General features: G+C 71.6%; 15 protein-coding genes and 4 tRNA genes. 13 read left to right on the top strand and 6 right to left on the bottom strand.

Annotated features, from left to right (window positions below; all coding sequences use genetic code 11):
- Positions 1–17: 17 nt before the first annotated feature.
- The 3 genes from ACEN8D_RS02510 (at position 18) to ACEN8D_RS02500 (ending at position 2030) form a co-directional block, all read left to right on the top strand.
- Entirely contained in the window at positions 18–803 is a 786-nt protein-coding gene (locus tag ACEN8D_RS02510) for an alpha/beta fold hydrolase (RefSeq protein WP_413398116.1), read from the top strand.
- Between the two features lie 102 nt (positions 804–905).
- Positions 906–1148 (top strand): hypothetical protein, encoded by a 243-nt coding sequence (locus ACEN8D_RS02505; RefSeq protein WP_413398115.1) that lies wholly within the window; start codon positions 906–908, stop codon positions 1146–1148.
- A 12-nt stretch (positions 1149–1160) separates the two neighbouring features.
- Positions 1161–2030: an SMP-30/gluconolactonase/LRE family protein gene (locus ACEN8D_RS02500; RefSeq protein WP_402717617.1), complete on the top strand. Its 870-nt coding sequence runs from the start codon at positions 1161–1163 to the stop codon at positions 2028–2030.
- On the opposite strand, the gene ACEN8D_RS02495 is transcribed toward ACEN8D_RS02500, so the two are convergent.
- Positions 1996–3072, bottom strand: a complete 1077-nt coding sequence (locus tag ACEN8D_RS02495) for a GNAT family N-acetyltransferase (RefSeq protein WP_413398114.1) — start codon at positions 3070–3072, stop codon at positions 1996–1998. The two genes, ACEN8D_RS02500 and ACEN8D_RS02495, sit on opposite strands and share 35 nt — an antisense overlap.
- Before the next feature lie 44 nt (positions 3073–3116).
- On the opposite strand from ACEN8D_RS02495, the gene ACEN8D_RS02490 reads away from it, so the two are divergent.
- Positions 3117–3797, top strand: a complete 681-nt coding sequence (locus ACEN8D_RS02490; RefSeq protein ID WP_413398113.1) for an HAD family hydrolase — start codon at positions 3117–3119, stop codon at positions 3795–3797.
- Positions 3798–3858: 61 nt separating this feature from the next.
- The gene (locus ACEN8D_RS02485; protein ID WP_413398112.1) at positions 3859–4683 is read left to right on the top strand and encodes an ornithine carbamoyltransferase; all 825 of its coding nucleotides are present in this window, start codon (positions 3859–3861) and stop codon (positions 4681–4683) included.
- 13 nt (positions 4684–4696) lie between these two features.
- On the opposite strand, the gene ACEN8D_RS02480 is transcribed toward ACEN8D_RS02485, so the two are convergent.
- Entirely contained in the window at positions 4697–5014 is a 318-nt protein-coding gene (locus tag ACEN8D_RS02480) for a hypothetical protein (RefSeq protein ID WP_413398111.1), read from the bottom strand.
- A 250-nt stretch (positions 5015–5264) separates the two neighbouring features.
- Between ACEN8D_RS02480 and ACEN8D_RS02475 the strand changes: the two genes are divergently transcribed.
- Positions 5265–5792 carry a hypothetical protein gene (locus ACEN8D_RS02475; RefSeq protein WP_413398110.1) on the top strand — a complete coding sequence of 176 codons (528 nt, stop codon included), beginning with the start codon at positions 5265–5267 and terminating at the stop codon, positions 5790–5792.
- Positions 5793–5937: 145 nt separating this feature from the next.
- On the opposite strand, the gene ACEN8D_RS02470 is transcribed toward ACEN8D_RS02475, so the two are convergent.
- The 3 genes from ACEN8D_RS02470 to ACEN8D_RS02460 all read right to left on the bottom strand — a co-directional run bounded on the left by ACEN8D_RS02470 (position 5938) and on the right by ACEN8D_RS02460 (position 6255).
- Positions 5938–6012: transfer RNA gene (locus ACEN8D_RS02470), tRNA-Val, on the bottom strand.
- A 15-nt stretch (positions 6013–6027) separates the two neighbouring features.
- Positions 6028–6101: transfer RNA gene (locus tag ACEN8D_RS02465), tRNA-Cys, on the bottom strand.
- Positions 6102–6183: 82 nt separating this feature from the next.
- Positions 6184–6255: transfer RNA gene (locus tag ACEN8D_RS02460), tRNA-Gly, on the bottom strand.
- Between the two features lie 205 nt (positions 6256–6460).
- Between ACEN8D_RS02460 and ACEN8D_RS02455 the strand changes: the two genes are divergently transcribed.
- From ACEN8D_RS02455 to ACEN8D_RS02430, 6 genes are all read left to right on the top strand, one after another.
- Positions 6461–6533: transfer RNA gene (locus ACEN8D_RS02455), tRNA-Val, on the top strand.
- Between the two features lie 84 nt (positions 6534–6617).
- Positions 6618–8147: a DUF3375 domain-containing protein gene (locus tag ACEN8D_RS02450; protein WP_413398109.1), complete on the top strand. Its 1530-nt coding sequence runs from the start codon at positions 6618–6620 to the stop codon at positions 8145–8147.
- On the top strand, positions 8144–8938 hold the full coding sequence (locus ACEN8D_RS02445) for a DUF4194 domain-containing protein (RefSeq protein ID WP_413398108.1): 795 nt from the start codon (positions 8144–8146) through the stop codon (positions 8936–8938). Before ACEN8D_RS02450 ends, ACEN8D_RS02445 begins: the two co-directional genes overlap by 4 nt.
- Entirely contained in the window at positions 8935–12303 is a 3369-nt protein-coding gene (locus ACEN8D_RS02440; protein ID WP_413461303.1) for an ATP-binding protein, read from the top strand. The genes ACEN8D_RS02445 and ACEN8D_RS02440 overlap by 4 nt, the downstream gene beginning before the upstream one ends.
- Before the next feature lie 245 nt (positions 12304–12548).
- Positions 12549–13466, top strand: a complete 918-nt coding sequence (locus ACEN8D_RS02435; protein ID WP_495601137.1) for a glycoside hydrolase family 16 protein — start codon at positions 12549–12551, stop codon at positions 13464–13466.
- 23 nt (positions 13467–13489) lie between these two features.
- On the top strand, positions 13490–13780 hold the full coding sequence (locus ACEN8D_RS02430) for a hypothetical protein (RefSeq protein ID WP_309779514.1): 291 nt from the start codon (positions 13490–13492) through the stop codon (positions 13778–13780).
- 146 nt (positions 13781–13926) lie between these two features.
- Here the strand turns inward: ACEN8D_RS02430 and ACEN8D_RS02425 are convergent, their stop codons facing one another.
- Positions 13927–15381 (bottom strand): peptide MFS transporter, encoded by a 1455-nt coding sequence (locus ACEN8D_RS02425; protein WP_413399579.1) that lies wholly within the window; start codon positions 15379–15381, stop codon positions 13927–13929.
- Positions 15382–15594: 213 nt separating this feature from the next.
- Here ACEN8D_RS02425 and ACEN8D_RS02420 point away from each other — a divergent pair, with 213 nt between their 5' ends.
- Entirely contained in the window at positions 15595–17685 is a 2091-nt protein-coding gene (locus ACEN8D_RS02420; protein ID WP_309887602.1) for an acyl-CoA dehydrogenase family protein, read from the top strand.
- Positions 17686–17694 lie beyond the last annotated feature (9 nt).

Genomic DNA, 17694 nt, shown 5'->3' with positions numbered 1-17694 from the left:
TCCGCTAGGGTGCGGGCGTGATCACACGCACCACCGGTCAGGGCCGCCCGCTCGTCGCCGTGCACGGCTTCGGCATCGACCACCGCATCCTGCTCCCCCTCGAGCACGCCGTCGCGGACGCGCCGTGGCGGTGGGTCCACCTCGACCTGCCGTGGGTGCGGGAGTCGCCGGGGTACGACCCATCGGCCTCGAGCGCGCAGGACGTCGCCGACGCCGTCCGTGCAGCGGTCCGTGCGCACCTGGGCGACGAGCCGTTCGCGATCGTCGGCAACTCGTTCGGCGGCATGGTCGCGCGCTCCGTCGCGCACGAGCTCCGCGGCCAGGTGCTCGGCCTCGCCACGATCGTCGGCGTCGTCGAACCGGACCACGCACGCCGACGGGTCCCCCCGCGACAGGTCGTCCTCCCCGATCCGGCCGTGGTCGCCGCGGCCGAGCCCGGTGCCGCCCGCGACGACTTCGCCGCCCTCAGCGTCGTCCAGACCACCGTGACGCTCGAGGCGTACGAACGGTCCGTGCTCCCCGGCCTGCGCGCCGCCGACCGGGACGTGGTCGACCGGATCGCGTCCGACTACGCGCTGCGCACCGAACCCGAGGCGCTCCACCCCGGTCCGTTCACGGCGCCGACACTGCACCTCTTCGGCCGTCAGGACGACGTGGTCAGGTACGAGGACGGCTGGGCGCTGCGCGACCACTACCCCCGCGCGACGTACGCCGTGCTCGACGCGGCGGGGCACAACGCCCACCTGGAACGTCCGGCGGTCGCGGCGGCGCTGTTCCGCGACTGGCTCGACCGGATGGCCTGAGCCGGGGCGTCCGTCGCCCAGGCGCCGAGGACTACCGTCGAGCCAGGTGACCCCAGCCCACGGCCGCCGGAACGATCCCATCGTCCAGCGACCGGAAGCACCATGACCTCCCTCTCCAGCACCGAGCACGCCGAGACCGACGACGTCCGCTGGGCGGCGGTCGATCCGCGGACCTGGGAGGCGCGGTGCGGCTCCACCGTGATCGGCACGGTGGTCTTCGGGTCGCGGTACGTCGTGCGGCTGCGGGACGGCGACATGACCGGCTTCCACACCAGTCTCGAGAGCGCGAAGGCGCAGCTCGAGGCGTGGGTCCGCTGGCAGTCGGGGCCTCCCGGCGAGCTCTGAGAGGCTGGGTCGGTGCACATCACACTCGACTCCACGACCGCGACCGACGTCGTCACCGACATCCGGTTCCCCGAGGGCAACCGCTGGCACGACGGCCGGCTCTGGTACTCCGACATGCACACGGGCGAGGTGTTCTCGCTGCGCCCCGGCCCGGCCGCGCAGCCCCGGCTCGAGACCACGGTGGACGGGCAGTCCTCGGGCCTCGGGTGGCTGCCGGACGGCCGGTTGATCGTCAGCGCGATGGAGTCCCGCACGGTGGTAGCCGTGGGCGAGGACGGCGCGGCCGAGGTGTTCGCCGACCTGTCCGGGGTCGAGTCCTCGCTGCTCAACGACCTGGTCGTCGACGACGCCACCGGCCGCACCTACATCGGTGCCTTCGGATACGACCTCTACGGCGGTGAGGAGCTCCGCCCGGGCCCGCTCTGGGTGATCGACACCGACGGGTCGCACCGCCTCGCCGCGGACGGTCTCGTCTTCCCGAACAGTGCGAACGTCCTCCCGGGCACCCGGACGCTCGTGGTCAGCGAGACATGGGGTGGTCGTCTGACGGCGTTCGACATCGAGCCCGACGGTTCCCTGACCGGACGACGCGAGTGGGCGGCGCTCCCCGCCGGCACCACGCCGGACGGCAGCACCGTCGACCGCGACGGCGCGGTCTGGGTCTGCTCCGTCGACACCGGCGAGTTCCTGCGGGTCGTCGAGGGCGGCACGGTGACGGACCGCATCGAGGCCCCGGGTCGGTGTGCGATCGACTGTGCGCTCGGCGGCGAGGACGGGCGCACGCTCTACCTCGCGACCGCCGACAGCTACGACCCCGCCGTGACGGCACGGACCCGGGCCGGTCGGATCAGTTCCGTGCGCGTCGAGGTCCCGGGGTGGTGACGGCGACCGGTCGGTCGTGACGCCGCGCGGAGATCGCTCCGTGCGGCCGCGGGGTCGCGTCGTCGGCGTCCCGGGTGACCGTCTCGACGACGTCGAAGCCCGCTGCGGAGACCGCGGCTTCCAGGCGGTCCACCGACCACCGGTGGGCGGTGGTGACCGCGTGGTCGAACGGCTCCACGTCCGGTCCGGTGGGGAACCCGACGAGCAGCCCGCCGCCGGGGCGGAGGACCCGCGCGAACTCCTCGAGCGGACGTCGCAGGGCAGCCGGGTCGTGGTGGATCAAGGAGTACCAGGCCAGGACGCCTCCGAGGCTCTCCGGCTCGTCGGGGAGCGCGTCGACGTCCGCGACCGCGAACGGGACGCCTGGGTGCGCCTGCCGGGCGTGCGCGACGAACTCCGGGACACGGTCCACACCCCGTGCGTCGTGACCGAGCGAGGCGAGCTGTGCCGTCCAGTGTCCGGGGCCGCACCCGGCGTCGAGCAGGGGTCCGTCGACGGTCGACGCCCACGCCGTCACCAGCGCCGCGTCGGCCGGGTGGACGGAGGTCATCGACCCCAGGTGCTCGATGTACTCGGCGGCGCGACGCGAGTACGCCGACGTGACGGGGTCCGGGTCGCCGGGACGCACCATCACCACGTCGACGTCGTCCTCGTGGTCACGGACGAACCCGTGCCGCTCGTAGAGCCGCCGTGCCGCACTCCCCTGCAGCACGATGAGTCGCGTGGCCCCGGCGTGCGGCTCGGCCAGCACGCTCCGCAGCACCGTCGACCCGATGCCGCGCCCCTGCAGGTGCGGCGCGAGGTAGAGGTGCTCGATCCACCGGTCGCGGCCGTCGACCCGGACCGTGACGGAGCCGACGTCGGCACCGTCGACCACGATGACCCGCGTGCTGTCGGGCAGGAACCCGCGCCGCAGCCGCTCCCGGACGCGCACGTCGTCGTACCGGCCGAGTCGGCGGAGGTCGGCCCGGAGCACCTCGGCCCGGAGCTCCGCGACCCACTCCACGTCGTCGGGGGTACCGGGGCGCAGTGAGATGTCCATCCCCGCCATCGTACGGTCGCCGGGACACGCCGTAGCCTGGCCGCGTGGCACCTTCGCGAGCGGTCGGGTTCGACCTCGACGGGACCCTCTTCGACCACCGGGGCGCCGCCCGCACCGGCGCGGAGCAGTTCCTCACCGGGCTGGGCGTCACCGTCACCCCGTCGGTGCTCGACGCCTGGTCCGCCGCCGAGGACGAGCACTTCGAGCGCTGGCGCTCCGGCGAGATCGGCTTCCAGGAGCAGCGGCGCGAACGGCTCCGGACCGTCCTGCCCCCGCTCGGGATCGTGCTCCCCCGCGACCCCGACGCTCTGGACAGCGTGTTCGAGCGGTACCTCGACGCCTACCGCGCCGCCTGGCGTGCGTTCCCGGACGTTGTGCCGCTGCTCCGCGAGCTCCGGACGCGCGGCTACCGCCTCGGGCTGCTGACGAACGGGTCCGCCGCGCAGCAGTCCGAGAAGCTGGCCGCGACCGGACTCGACACCGCCCTCGACGTGGTGTGCATCTCGGAGCGCATCGGCGTGCAGAAGCCCGACGAAGGAGCCTTCCACGCGCTCGCCGACGCACTGGGGGTGCCCGCGTCGGTGTGCCTCTTCGTCGGCGACGACCCGGTCCGCGACGTCGCCGGGGCCCGGTCCGCGGGGATGCGTACCGTCCTGGTCGACCGGTACGCCGACGGTGCACCCGACGTCCGGCACCAGGTGCTGTCCGCGCTCGGCGAGTCCTGAACGACGCGTCGTCCCGATCGGCTCGTGCCGTGGGGCTCGCGCCGTTCCCTAGGCTGGTGCGATGCGCTCCCTGACCCGGCTCGACGACTGGACGGCAGACGAGGTCGAGGAGGTCTTCGCCCTCGCGGACGCGTACCGCACCGGTCAGGGGCCGACGACCGACGGCTCTGCGGTGATGTTCTTCCCCGCGACCAGCCTGCGCACGCGGGTCACGTTCGAGCGCGGTGCCGCGACGATGGGACTGCAGCCGATCGTGTTCCCGGACACCACGCTCGACAAGCCCGAGGCGCTCTCGGACGTCGCCGGCTACCTGGCCTCGTGGGCGGACGTCCTCGTTGTCCGCCACCACGACCTCACCGTCGTCGAGGGCCTCGCGCGTGCCGGAGCACTCCCCGTCGTGAACGCGATGACCGACGAGAACCACCCGTGCGAGGTGCTGTCCGACCTGTACGCCCTGCGGCGGGCGCAGCGCGACCTCGGCACGCTGCGCTTCCGTTTCGTGGGCGCCGACGGCAACATCGCCCGGGCGTGGCAGGAGGCCGCACGTGTCCTGCAGCTCGACGTGGTGCAGTGCTGCCCCGCCGACCTCGCGACCCCCGGAGCCGCGTGGACGGACGACCTCGCGACCGCGATCCGGACGGCCGACGTCGTCATCACCGACGGGCCCGGTCGGCATGCCGAGGCGCTCGAGCCGTTCCGGGTCACGGCGGACCTGCTCGACACCGCACCGGCCGGCGTCCGTTTCGCCCCGTGTCCGCCGTTCGTGCGCGGGCGGGAGGTCAGCGCGGACGCCGTCGCGCACCCGGCCTTCGTCGGACACGGGTTCAAGGCATCCCTGCTACCGGTGCAGCAGGCCGTGCTCGCGCACTGCATCGGTCTCGCCTGATCCGGCCGACTCCCTACCGCTCGACTCGCCCGGGAGCACGGCCCGACCGACCAGCCCGGAAACATCGCACCCAGAGCGCGATGCCCACTCCGTCGAGCAGGACGAGGAGACCGAGCGCGGCGTGCGCGACCACCCAGAGCGCGGCATCGTGCGGGAGCAACTGCGACGGGTCGAACGCCCCGGTCGACTCCGAACGGTCGACAGCCCAGTCATCAGCCTCCGTGTACAACGTGAAGAAGGCGACGAACGCCGCGTTGAACGCGGCCGCGAGCGCCCAGATCACCGAGACCGTCACCCGGGAGAGCGGCCGGGGCGCACCGACGTCGGACATGGGACAACCGTAGATGGGAGCGACCGGGCGATCGGCAGGGGAACCGCATTCTGGGCGTGAGCGTCCTCGAAGGGACGGAGAGCGAGACCCGACGCCCCGGGGGCTTCCTCGTGGTGCACGGCAGCGTCGGCGTCTGCGGTGTCAACGGAATGGCGCAGACTCTGAGCAAGCGTGACGGCACCCTGACTGTTCGGTCACGAACGGTACGGGAGCAACAGGCCTGCACCGTGATTGCCGCATAGTTGCAGTCATGGGGACATGGACCGCACGTGAGACCTTCGGGCTCGTCGGCAAGAGCTACCTGTGGATGGTCGGTGTCACCACCCCCACCGTGCTGCTGGTCTGCATCCTGGTCAGCCTGTTCTCCGGTGCCGATGGCTCCGCACTGTTCCTCGGCATGACCACGGTGTTCATCGCCGGCATCATCAGCATCGGCGGGGCGGCCGTCGCACTGCCGTTCACCTACGTCACCGGCAGGCTCCTCAACTCCGTCCGGAACACGGCGGTGCACGTCGCTACCCACTCGGTCGTCGCCGGTGCGCTGGCTGCCGGCTGCATGCAGGGAGTGGTCGCGTTCTCCGGCGGCGGCTGGATCTGGCAGTTCCCCTTGCTGGTGTCAGCACCAGCGGGTGCAGCGGCCGCCATCGCCACATGGCGTCACACGCACCCGAAACCGGCCCAGCCTGTCCGCGACGCCGTTGCTCCACCTCATCGAGGTCGACCCGATGAAGCGCCGGCACCGATGTCGGCCGTCGAGCGCGACCGACGCAGATGCTGAACCGGTCGCTGAACACGCCGAGCTCGCACCACGGGCACACGCGGACGCTCGATCGCGCCGAGACCATGCCACGTGCTCTGATCTGCGGTCCGCGTCGTGGCTGATCAAACACCAAAGCCCCCGGTTTCCCGGGGGCTTTCTGCTGTGGTGGGCGATACTGGGATCGAACCAGTGACCTCTTCCGTGTCAGGGAAGCGCGCTACCGCTGCGCCAATCGCCCAGAGGAGTGTGGAACTGGAGGTGGGGACGGGATTCGAACCCGCGTGGACGGCTTTGCAGGCCGCTGCCTAGCCTCTCGGCCACCCCACCATCGAGGTTCACGTCTCCGTGAGTACCCGAACGGTGGGATACCCTCTGGTGAGTCGTGACGTTCCGGAGAACACCACACTCGAGCGGATGACGAGATTCGAACTCGCGACCCTCACCTTGGCAAGGTGATGCGCTACCACTGCGCCACATCCGCACTTGTCTGACCCGCTGTCGCGGCGACGACGTAAACTCTATACGAACCCGGGGGCATCCACCAAAATCCTCCTCGTTCACCGGGCGTGTCCCCCGTGTTCATGCGGATCGGGCGGGTTCCACCACCCGCGCCACACCCGGGACGCGCGCCGTGTTCGGCACCGGCCCCGGCATCCGCTACTATCGACTGGCACGCACAGTGCAGGGGGCGATTGGCGCAGTTGGTAGCGCGCTTCGTTCACACCGAAGAGGTCATCAGTTCGAGTCTGGTATCGCCCACCCACCCGCAAGAGCCCGGCGCAACAGCGTCGGGCTCTTCGCATCTGTTGAGACAGTCACGAGCAAGATCGGACGAAGGGGCGCATGACCGACGTCGACCTCGAGTTCGCCCGGGTCCGGGCAGTCCTCGACCGTCCGACCCTCCGGCTGATGTCCCGGCCGACCAGCGCCGTCGTCCTCGCGGTGTTCCGCACGGTGTTCGACCGCGACGTGCAGTACGTCCCCGCGGATCGGATGCACCTGCAGGTCGAGGAGCACGTCGCACGGCTCCAGGCCGCCGGCGCGCGCACCCCCGCGAGCGAGCAGGCGGAGCAGCCCGAGCAGGACGCCCGACCGAACGGCCGCGCCCTCTGCCGCGAGTGGGTCGCCGCGCAGTGGCTCGTCCGCTCGAACTCCCCCGACGGCGACGAGCAGTACTCCCTGACGAGCCACGCGCTCGAGGCCCTGTCCCTCGTCGACGCCCTGTCGTCCGACCGGGCGCTCATCAGCGAGAGCCGGCTCGCGATGATCGTCGACGCCGTGCACCGCTGGGCCGCCCGCGCCGAGCCCGACCCCGACGTGCAGATCCGCCGCATCGACGCGCAGATCGCCGAGCTCCAGGCCGAGCGGGCGCGACTCGAACACGGTGACGTGGACACCGTGGACGACGCCCGGATGCGGGACGGCTACACGAACATCTCCGACCTGATCCGCCAGCTCCCGAGCGACTTCAAGCGTGTGGAGGAAGCGGTGGCGACGATGCACCGCTCGATCGTCGAGGACTTCCGGCAAGAGGTCCGTCCGATCGGCGAGATCCTCGACGACTACCTCGCCCGCACGGACAACCTCATGCAGGCCACCCCCGAGGGCCGTGCGTTCGAGGGGGCGTTCGAGCTGCTCCGCGACGACGCCCTGCTGCTGCGGCTCCGAGACGACATCGCGACGATCCTGGCCCACCCCTTCGCGGACTCCCTCGGCGCGTCCGAGCGCCGGGCCTTCCGCAACACGGTGGTCATCCTCCGCCAGGGCATCGAGGACGTCCTCGCCCAGCGACGACAGCTCACGGCGACGCTGCGCGACCAGATCGTCGCGCACGACGTCGCCCGCGACCGTGAACTCGACGCCGTCATCCGGTCGATCGAGCGGGGGCTCGCGACCTGGATGGAGCAGGGGTCGGCGCGCGACCGGCTGTCCCTCGGTCTCCTGCCGGCGACGGCCGAGGTCGGCACGCTGCGCGAACGGTTCTACGATCCGGACGCCGAGTCCGTGCCGCCCGCGATCGAGGAGCCGGACGACGACGTCTTCGAGGAACTCGACGTGGAGACGCTCCGGCGACACGGCGGACCGCTCCTCACCGAGCTCCGCGCGGCACTGCGCTGGGCCGAGGCCGACTCCAGCGTCGACGCTTTCCACGGCCTGCCGCCGGAGCAGCGGCGTCCGGTCGAGCTCTTCGGGCTCGCGCACCTCCTCACCGGTCACGAGGACTTCGAGTCCGCCACGCACCTCGCGGAGCACCGGACGGTCCGTCCCGACGGCAGCCCGGTCACCTTCCACATGCCGACCGCGGCGCTCACCGACGAACGCCACGACCGGACGCCAGACACGAACGACGAACACGCACAGGAGGCGCGGTGAGCGACACGACGCCGGCACCGGTCGACGAGACGGTCCCCTACGACGACCCCGCACCCGTCCCGCAGGACGACGAGCGCGACGAGACGAGCTTCGCCCTCTTCGAGGGCGACGAGGGCCGACTGGACGACCGGCAGCGCCGTGCCCTCGTGGCGCTGCTCCGCAACTCCTACGTCAGCGCACGGACGCACGCCGACGAGTGGCGCGCCGTGCTCGACGCGGAGTACCAGCTCCGCTCGCGCCTCAACGACCTGTTCCTCGAACTGCACGTGGACCGCGACCGCGAGGTCGCCTGGAAGCGTCAGGCCCGCTCCGAGAGCCAGCGCCGCGGCTTCCCCACGCTGCTGCGCGACGTCCCGTACACGCGTGAGGAGACGATCGTCCTCGTCTACCTGCGCATGCGTCTCCGCGCCGACACCCGCCCGGGCCCGGACCAGGTCGTCGTCGACCGCTCCGAGATCCTCGGGCACGTGGCCGGGTTCCGCCCCGCGACGGCGACCGACCGCACCCGTGACGAGGGCCGCGTGGCGAAGGCGGTCGAACGCCTCGTGACCGCCCGGATCCTGCTGAAGACCAGCGACCCGGACCGGTTCCGGGTCGCGAGCGTGGTCGAGGTGCTGCTCCCGCTGGAGCGGCTGCGCGACCTGGACACGTGGTTGGCGACCACAGCGTCGCGGACCGCCACCGCGCACGGGGACGCGACCACCCCGGACGGCGAGCCGACCGACGGAGACGACCCGTCCCTCCTGGCCGACGAGACCGACACCGACGACGAAGGCGAGACGGAAGCGTGACCGACACCTTCGAGATCCCGGCGCTGTTCGACACGGTCGCGCAGTGGCGCGCCGAGTCGATGCAGGTCGTGAACTGGGGCGGCTTCCACGGCCACCGCCAGGTCGAGCTGTCCGGCACCGCGACGCTCATCTCGGGCGCGTCCGGCACCGGCAAGTCGACGCTGATGGACGCGTACCTCGCCGTGATGATGCCGTCGGACGTGCCGTTCAACGGGGCATCGAACGACGCGACCACCGGGCGCGCGCGCAGTGCCGACCAGCGGAACCTGCTGACGTACCTGCGCGGCAAGGTGGACACCCGTCGCGACCCCGAGTCCGGCGCCCTGCGCGACGTGAACCTGCGCGGCGACGACCAGACCACGTGGGGTGCCGTCGCGGTGACGTTCCGGAACGACGACGAGCGGCGCTTCACGGTGCTGCGCGCGTACATCGTGCCGAAGCGTGCGCGGGGCGTCGGCGACATCCAGATGACCATGGCGACGGTGGACGACACGTTCGACCTGCGCCGGCTCGAGGAGTTCGTGCCGACGCGGTTCCACCACCTCGAGCTCACCGGACGCGTGCCGGGGCTCGTCATCCGCGACACCTACCAGGAGCTCGCGTACACGCTGCAGGCCCGCCTCGGGATCGGCGACTCCGGCGGCGGCAACCGGGCGATGCGGCTCCTCGCGCGCATCCAGGCCGGGCAGCACCTGCCGACCGTCGACGCCCTGTACAAGTCGCTCGTGCTCGAGACGCCGGGCACGTACGAGGCCGCCGACCGTGCCCTCGCGCACTTCTCCGCCCTCGACGAGGCGTACGAGGCGATGGACACCGAGGAGCGCAAGGTCCGCATCCTCTCCCCCATCACCGAACTGCACGCCGAGATCGCGCGCTCGAGGGCCGCGGCCGAGGCGCTCGTCGGGATCGCGACCGGCGCCGAGGTCTCCCCGTTCGCGCACTGGACCGCATCGCGCAAGCGTGCGCTCCTGGACGCCGAGGTGGACCGCAACGGGCGCGAACGCACGGCTGCCCGCGCCGAGGTCGCCGCGGCGGAGGCCCGGCACGCCGCGGTCGAGATCGAGCTGCGGGACGCCGAGGCCCGGCTCCGTGACCAGGGCGGCAACGCGCTGGCGCAGCTCGAGGACCGCATCGACCGTCGGACGCGCGAGCGCGACGCCGTCGTCCGCACCCGGGCGACCTTCGACGAGCGGACGGCCGTGCTCGGGTCGCCCGTGTCCACCGAGCAGTCCTTCACCGCCGCGCAGCGGGCGTCCCACGAGTTCCTCGGCACCTACCCCGCGTCGCGCGCGGAGCTCGACGAGCGCCGTGACGCCCTCACCCGCGAGGAGTACCCGCTCCTCGACCGCGAGCGGTCCCTCCGCCAGGAGCGCCAGTCGCTCGAGCACCGACAGGGCGCCATGCCGCTGCCGATGCACGAGGCCCGACTGGCGATGGCCCGCGCCGCCGGCATCGACCCGTCCGAGCTGCCCTTCGTCGCCGAACTGCTCGACGTGCTGCCCGGCGAGGAGCGGTGGCGCACGGCGATCGAGTCGGTCCTGGCGCCCGTCGCCCGCACGCTCCTGGTCGACCAGGACCGCCTCGCCGACTTCAGCGAGGCGATCGACGCGCTCCGCCTGCCGGTGCGCGTGCAGTTCGAAGGCGTCCCGACGGGGCCGCACATCGACGTCGACGGCGACCCGTCCATGGTGTCCGGCAAGCTCGCGATCAAGCAGTCGCCGTTCAGCACCTGGGTGCGCGAGCGCATCGAGTCCGACCGCACCGACGCCCGGTGCGTCGGGTCCGCCGCGGACCTCGGCGGCGGCGGTCGGCGCGTCACCGAGTCCGGGCAGCTCCGCGACGGTCGACGCGGTGCCCACGGCGACCGGCGTCAGGCGAACGTCATCGGCTTCACGAACGAGGCGCGGGTCGCCTCGGTGGAGCAGGAGCTGGCCGCGATCGCCGAGGACCTCGCCACGCTCGAGGCCCGGCGTACCGACGTCGCGCAGGACATCACGGCGCTCGACGTCCTCCGCGCGGCGCACCAGCACATCGTCGACGTCACGTGGGAGGCGATCGACGTCGTCGGGCTCGACGACTCGCTCGCCCGCCTCGACCAGGAACGCCAAGCACTCCTCGCCGCCGACGACGGCCTGCGCACCCTGCGTTCGGCCGTGGGTCGGCTCCGGGCGTCCCTCGACGAGGCGTCGGACCGTCGCGCCGCTGCCCGCCAGTCCGTCGCCCGGCTCGAGGAGCGGCACGCCGTGCTCGTGGACGGTCAGGACGCCGCGGCCGAGATCCTGTCGCGCTTCGAGGACACCCCTGACGCCCTGCCGGACGACCGACAGGCGCAGCTGCTGTCCGAGACGTTCGAGGAGATCGGAGCGCCGGACGGCGTCGACGGCTTCGACGACGCCACCCGCCGACTGAAGCGCCGGCTCGAGGAACGCCTCGCGCAGGCGCTCGACGGCGCCGCCTCGGCCTCGACCGCGTTGACGCTGACCTTCCAGCGCTACCAGGACGCCTGGCCGGACCCGAACCTCGGGACCGGCGTCGCGTCCTACCCCGACTACCGCGCCATCCTCGACCAGATCGTCGCGACGGGCCTGCACTCCCGCCGGAGCGAGTGGCGCCGACGTCTGTCGCAGTGGAGCGGCGAGGACCTCGTCCCGCTCGCCGGTGCCTTCGACCGGGCCGTCGTCGAGATCGAGGAGCGGCTCGAACCGGTCAACGAGATCCTCCGCGAGCTGCCCTTCGGTGCGAACCGCGACCGGCTCAAGATCCAGATCCGCCGGGTCACGCGCGAAGAGGTCACGGCCTTCCGCCGGGAGCTGCGGGCACTGTCGGCGTCCGTCGACACCGAGCTGACCGACGACGTGCTCGAGACCCGGTTCCGCCGGCTCCGACGCTTCATGGCCGTCATCCGCCCCGACCCGTCCGTCCCGCGTGGTGGCCGGACCACGCAGCGCGACGCTGTGCTCGACGTCCGGCGGCACATGGAGATCACGGCCGTGCGGTACGACACCGAGGGCAACGACCTCGGCGTGTACTCGTCCCTCGGTGACAAGTCCGGCGGTGAGACGCAGGAGCTCGTGGCGTTCATCGTCGGTGCCGCGCTCCGGTACCAGCTCGGCGACGAGACCCGGCCGCGGCCGCGGTTCGCGCCGGTGTTCCTGGACGAGGCCTTCATCAAGGCGGACTCGGAGTTCGCGGGGCGTGCGGTGACGGCGTGGCTGCGGCTCGGGTTCCAGCTCGTCGTGAGTGCGCCGCTCGACAAGGTCACGGCGCTGGAGCCCTCGATGGAGCGGCTCCTGTCGATGCGCAAGCACCCGGACACCGGGCACTCGTCGATCACCGAGATCGCGCGGGCTGCCGTGGGGGCGTAGGCGCGCGTCCCGTCCCGTCCGCGGGTCGACCGCCCGTTCGCGGGCCGCCGGGGTCGCACGAACTGCCGCCCGGCGCCGGCAGCAGCGGCACCTCGTGCGACCCCGGCGATGGGTGCACGGCATGTCGTGCGACCAGGGCGACCGTTCCCGCCACCCCCGGACTGGGGTGCCGGCAACAGCAGGCCGCCGGGCACTCCTTGACTACGATCGCCAGGAGCTCCACCGACTCCAGCAGGGACCATACCGTGACCACTCCCACACGCACCGCAGGCGCGATCGTCACCGGGCTCCTCGTCGCCGGCGCGCTCGCTGCGTGTGTCCCGTCCTCCACGGCACCGGGGTCGACAGCGGCACCGACCACCGCCACAGCGACTCCGCTGGTCACACCGACGCCGAAGCAGACACCGACGCCCACACCCACCCCGACCCCGACTGCGACCCCGACCGCCGTGCCGACGACGCTCCCGGTCGGCGACGTCACGTCGAACGGACGCACCTGGCGGCAGTCGTACGCCGAGGACTTCACGAAGCCCGCCGCACTCGGCACGGTGGCATCCGTCTACCCCGGCATGGGCCTCTACGACGGATTCCAGGACACCAGCGGACTCGGCACGTACGCCCCTGCGAAGGTGCTGTCCGTCGCCGACGGCAACCTCGACTTCGACTTCCACTCCGAGGGCGGCCGACCGCTCGTCGCCGCCGTCATGCCGGACGGGTACGCACCGCACACGACGGCACGGGTCAGCATCCGCTACAAGACCACGGTCACCGACGGGTACAAGTTCGTCGGCATGCTGTGGCCGTCCTCCGACGACTGGAACGACGGCGAGATCGACTGGCCGGAGTCACTCACGCTCGGAGCATCGCCGCGCCCCGCGTCCGCGATCCCGGGAACGTACGCGAACCGTCACGTCAAGTACGACCGCTCGGTGCAGGTCCACGCGAAGACCGACACCACCGAGTACCACGTCGCCACCACCGAGTGGGACACGGGCATCGTCCGCTTCTACTGGGACGGGGAGCTCGTCTCCTCCACCACCGAGGCCGTGCCGACGAAGCCGATGCGCGTGACCCTGCAGGGCGAGACGTGGACCGATCACGGCGCCGTCCCGACGGACGCGACGGGCACCGTGTCCGTCGACTGGATCTCCATCTGGAACTGACCCGCGCACGGTACGGTGGGCGCGTGTTCGGACGCCGCTCCCCCAGCCCCCGCCCCGACGACCGACCGGGCCTCGGCATCGGCGCCCTCGTGCAGGTCGTCGACACCGACCAGGGCGGCGAGCAGTGGGCTGACGAACCGATCGGCGTCATCGTCGCACCGGGCGGCAGCCAGCTCGGCGGGACCCAGCGCACCTGGACGGTCGCGTTCGAGGAACCCGTGTACACGAAGGACGGCCGCGGCCCGTTCGAGCGCGCGACCGTCCTGAGTCGTCAGCTGGTGCCGATCGAACCGGCACCGGACACCGAGGGCTAGTACTCCTCGTTGCCGCTCTTCATCATGGCTGCGAAGGCCATGCAGACCCCCACGCCACCGAGCACGCCGATGCCGATGATGACGCCTGCGATGAGTTCGAGCATTGGTGACTCCTTGGTTCCGGGGCCGGTCTGGCTGCCCTCAGGTTAGCGGATGCCGCGCATGAGCTTCAGCACCGGCTTGGCGAGGACGAGCAGGACGACACCGACCGCGACGGCGACGAGCCCGAGGACGGCGAAGTACGGCGCCTCGTCCGTCGGGTCGTAGTACTGCGAGAGCACCCCCGTGACTGCGGTGCCGAGCGACACCGACAGGAAGAACAGGGCCACCATCTGCGTCTGGAACTTCGGCGGTGCGAGCTTCGTGGCCACCGACTGCCCCACCGGCGACAGCAGGAGCTCGGCGATCGTGAAGACGAGCAGGATCCCGACGAGGGCGAGCAGCGGCGTGCCGTTCTGCCCGGTGCCGACGAAGGGCAGGAAGAGCAGGAACGCGACGCCCATGATGCCGGTGCCGAGGGCGAACTTCGTCGGGGTGGACGGCTGGCGGTCGCCGAGCTTCGTCCAGATCGCCGCGAACACACCGGACAGCACGATGATGAAGACCGGGTTGATCGACTGCACCCACGAGACCGGCATCTCCCAGCCGAACAGGGACCGGTCGAGGCGCTCGTCGGAGTAGACGGTCACGACGGTGAACTGCTGCTGGTACAGCGACCAGAACACCGCACTGCCGATGAACAGCGGGATGAAGGCGAACACGCGCGACCGCTCCTGCGCGGTGATGCCGCTCGAGAGGATCACCACGAAGTACCCGATCGTGGCGAGGATGACGATGGCGACGACCACGGTGGGCAGGTTGTCGACGTTGAGGAGCCCGGTCAGCACGGCGACCACGATCACCGCGAGTGCCACGAGGACGAGCACGCCGATGAGCGGGAGCCGACGGCGGTCGACGGGGTTCGTGACGTGCCGCACGGACTCCGGCAGCTTGCGGCGGCGGATCGCGTACTGCACGAGCCCGGCCGCCATGCCGACCGCAGCAAGGCCGAAGCCGTAGTGGAAGCCGAGCGAGCTCTGCAGCAGGCCGGTCAGGAGCGGACCGAAGAACGCCCCGAGGTTCACGCCGAGGTAGTAGAGCGAGAAGCCGGCGTCACGACGGGGGTCGTCCCGGCTGTAGAGCCCGCCGACGATCGTCGTCGCCGTGGCCTTGAGCCCGCCGGAGCCGAGCGCGACGAGCACGAGGCCGACGCCGACGCCCGCGACACCGGGGATGAGCGCGAGGGCGATGTGCCCGAGCATGACGACGATGGCGCTGCCGAACAGTGTCCGGTCCGCACCGAGCAGCCGGTCGGCGATCCACGCCCCGATGATCGTGAACAGGTACACGGCTCCGCCGTAGGCACCCATGATCCCGCTGGCGACGCCCTTGTCGATGCCCAGCCCGCCCTGCGAGAGCGTGTAGTACATGTAGATGAGGACGATGCCCTGCATCCCGTAGAACGAGAACCGCTCCCAGAGCTCGACGGCGAACGGCGTCGACAACTCGAACGGCTGCCCGAAGAAGGTCCGCCCGCGTGCGGGCGTGGTGGTACCTGACATGCCGGACAGTCTGCCCTCGCCCGTCCGCTCGCGCACAATCGTCTAGCCCTGCTCAAGAAATGACGGTCGACGCTTTGGAGGGTTCCCACCACCGTGTCGGACCAGAGCGCCCCGTGCGTTGTCAGCCCCGGACGGCGTTCACGCGACTCGCGGGTCCGATCAATAGCGTGGGTTCTGCAACACCGGACAGAGCAGTTCAGGAGGGCTCCGACCATGGTCGACACCGCACCCGTCCACAGCACGAACACGCCCAAGGCAGACGCCGCGGGCGACCCCGCCGCGGGCACGCCCGCCGGCGGGACGGACACCGACGTCCGGATCGACGTCGACCTGCTCGCCGAGCACCTGCTCGGCCGCTGGGCGGACGACCGCCGTGCCTCGCGACGACTCGCACTCGACCCGGCGATGCACAAGGTCGAGGGCATGCCCTACGCCGACGCCCGCGCCCGGACGCTCGACCAGCTCCGCATCCTCGTCGACGCGGGAGCGATCCAGCGCCCCTACCCCGAGGAGTTCGGCGGCTCGAGCAACCACGGCGGCAACCTCGCCGCGTTCGAGGAGCTCACCACGGCCGACCCCTCGATGCAGATCAAGGCCGGCGTGCAGTGGGGGCTGTTCGGCTCGGCCGTGCACCACCTCGGCACCGAACGGAACCACCGCGAGTTCCTGCCGGGCATCGTCTCGTTCGAGGTCCCCGGCTGCTTCGCGATGACGGAGACCGGGCACGGCTCGGACGTCCAGAGCATCGCCACGCGGGCGACCTACGACCCGGCGACCCAGGAGTTCGAGATCCACACGCCCTTCCGCGGTGCGTGGAAGGACTACATCGGCAACGCCGCCCTGCACGGCAAGGCCGCCGTCGTCTTCGCGAAGCTCGTGACGCAGGGCGTCGACCACGGCGTCCACGCGTTCTACGTGCCGCTCCGCGACGCCGAGGGTGCGTTCCTGCCCGGTGTCGGCGGCGAGGACGACGGCTACAAGGGCGGCCTGAACGGCATCGACAACGGCCGGCTGCACTTCGACCACGTGCGCGTCCCCCGCACCAACCTGCTGAACCGCTACGGCGACGTCGCCGAGGACGGCACCTACTCCTCGCCGATCGCTTCGCCCGGTCGCCGCTTCTTCACCATGCTCGGCACCCTCGTGCAGGGCCGCGTGTCGCTCGACGGCGCCGCGGTCGTCGCCCAGAAGATCGGCCTGGAGATCGCGCTGACGTACGCGGCACAGCGTCGCCAGTTCCCGACGGGCGACGGCACCGAGGGCGTCCTGCTCGACTACGGCCGGCACCAGCGCCGGTTGATCCCCCGCCTCGCCACGGTGTTCGCGCAGTCGTTCGCCCACGAGAAGCTCCTCCGCACCTTCGACGACGTGTTCAGCGGGCGTGAGGACACCCCGCAGCGTCGCGAGGACCTCGAGACCCAGGCAGCGGCCTTCAAGTCGATGTCCACGTGGTCGGCCCTCGACACGCTCCAGGAGTGCCGCGAGGCCTGCGGTGGCGCCGGGTTCCTCGCCGAGAACCGCCTCACCGGACTCCGCGCCGACCTCGACGTCTACGTGACGTTCGAGGGCGACAACACCGTGTTGCTCCAGCTCGTCGGCAAGCGCCTGCTCACCGACTTCCGCGCGAAGGCGCCGAAGGACCCGGCGTCGACCGCGAAGTTCGTGGCGGCCCAGGCGGCCACGAAGCTCGCCGACGCCACCGGTCTCCGACGCCTCGGACAGACCATGACCGACCGGGGCTCGCTCGCCGCCTCCGTCACGGACCTGCAGGACGCCAGGACGCAGCGCGACCTGCTCGCCGGCCGCGTCGACACGATGGTCACCGAGATCGGCATGCGCCTCGCGTCGGCCGGCAAGGACCGCGCACGCGGCGCCCGACTGCTCAACCGCTCGCAGCACGAGCTCATCGAGGCGGCGAAGGCCCACGCGGAGCTCATGCAGTGGGAGGCCTTCACCGAGGCCATCGACGAGGTCCCGCCGGGAGACACCCGCCGCGTGCTCGTCTGGCTCCGCGACCTGTTCGCCCTCGGCCTGCTGGAGCAGCACCTCGACTGGTACCTCATGCACGGGCGCATCACGGCGCAGCGGGCGCGGGCGGTCTCGGCCTACATCGACCGCCTCGTCGCCCGGGTCCGACCGGTCATCCCGCAGCTGCTCCACTCGTTCGGGTACGAGGCCGGCCACGTCCGCGCACCGATCGCGCTCGGTGCCGAGCAGGCCAGGCAGGACGAGGCGCAGGCATGGTTCGCCGCCGAGGCGGCCGCGGGTCGCCTCCCCGAGCAGGAGAAGAAGCCCCGCGCCTAGTGCTGGACG

The organism is Curtobacterium sp. Curtsp22, from assembly GCF_059492135.1.
The sequence above is the reverse complement of the archived record's forward strand: the minus strand, read 5'-3'. Positions and strand labels throughout refer to the sequence as shown.

What these genes read in the sequence shown, in the direction of transcription:
- ACEN8D_RS02505 (WP_413398115.1), top strand. Translation starts at nt 906, where the DNA reads ATGACCTCCCTCTCCAGCACCGAGCACGCCGAGACCGACGACGTCCGC.
- ACEN8D_RS02495 (WP_413398114.1), bottom strand. Translation starts at nt 3,072, where the DNA reads ATGGACATCTCACTGCGCCCCGGTACCCCCGACGACGTGGAGTGGGTC.
- ACEN8D_RS02485 (WP_413398112.1), top strand. Translation starts at nt 3,859, where the DNA reads ATGCGCTCCCTGACCCGGCTCGACGACTGGACGGCAGACGAGGTCGAG.
- ACEN8D_RS02480 (WP_413398111.1), bottom strand. Translation starts at nt 5,014, where the DNA reads ATGTCCGACGTCGGTGCGCCCCGGCCGCTCTCCCGGGTGACGGTCTCG.
- ACEN8D_RS02475 (WP_413398110.1), top strand. Translation starts at nt 5,265, where the DNA reads ATGGGGACATGGACCGCACGTGAGACCTTCGGGCTCGTCGGCAAGAGC.
- ACEN8D_RS02450 (WP_413398109.1), top strand. Translation starts at nt 6,618, where the DNA reads ATGACCGACGTCGACCTCGAGTTCGCCCGGGTCCGGGCAGTCCTCGAC.
- ACEN8D_RS02425 (WP_413399579.1), bottom strand. Translation starts at nt 15,381, where the DNA reads ATGTCAGGTACCACCACGCCCGCACGCGGGCGGACCTTCTTCGGGCAG.
- ACEN8D_RS02420 (WP_309887602.1), top strand. Translation starts at nt 15,595, where the DNA reads ATGGTCGACACCGCACCCGTCCACAGCACGAACACGCCCAAGGCAGAC.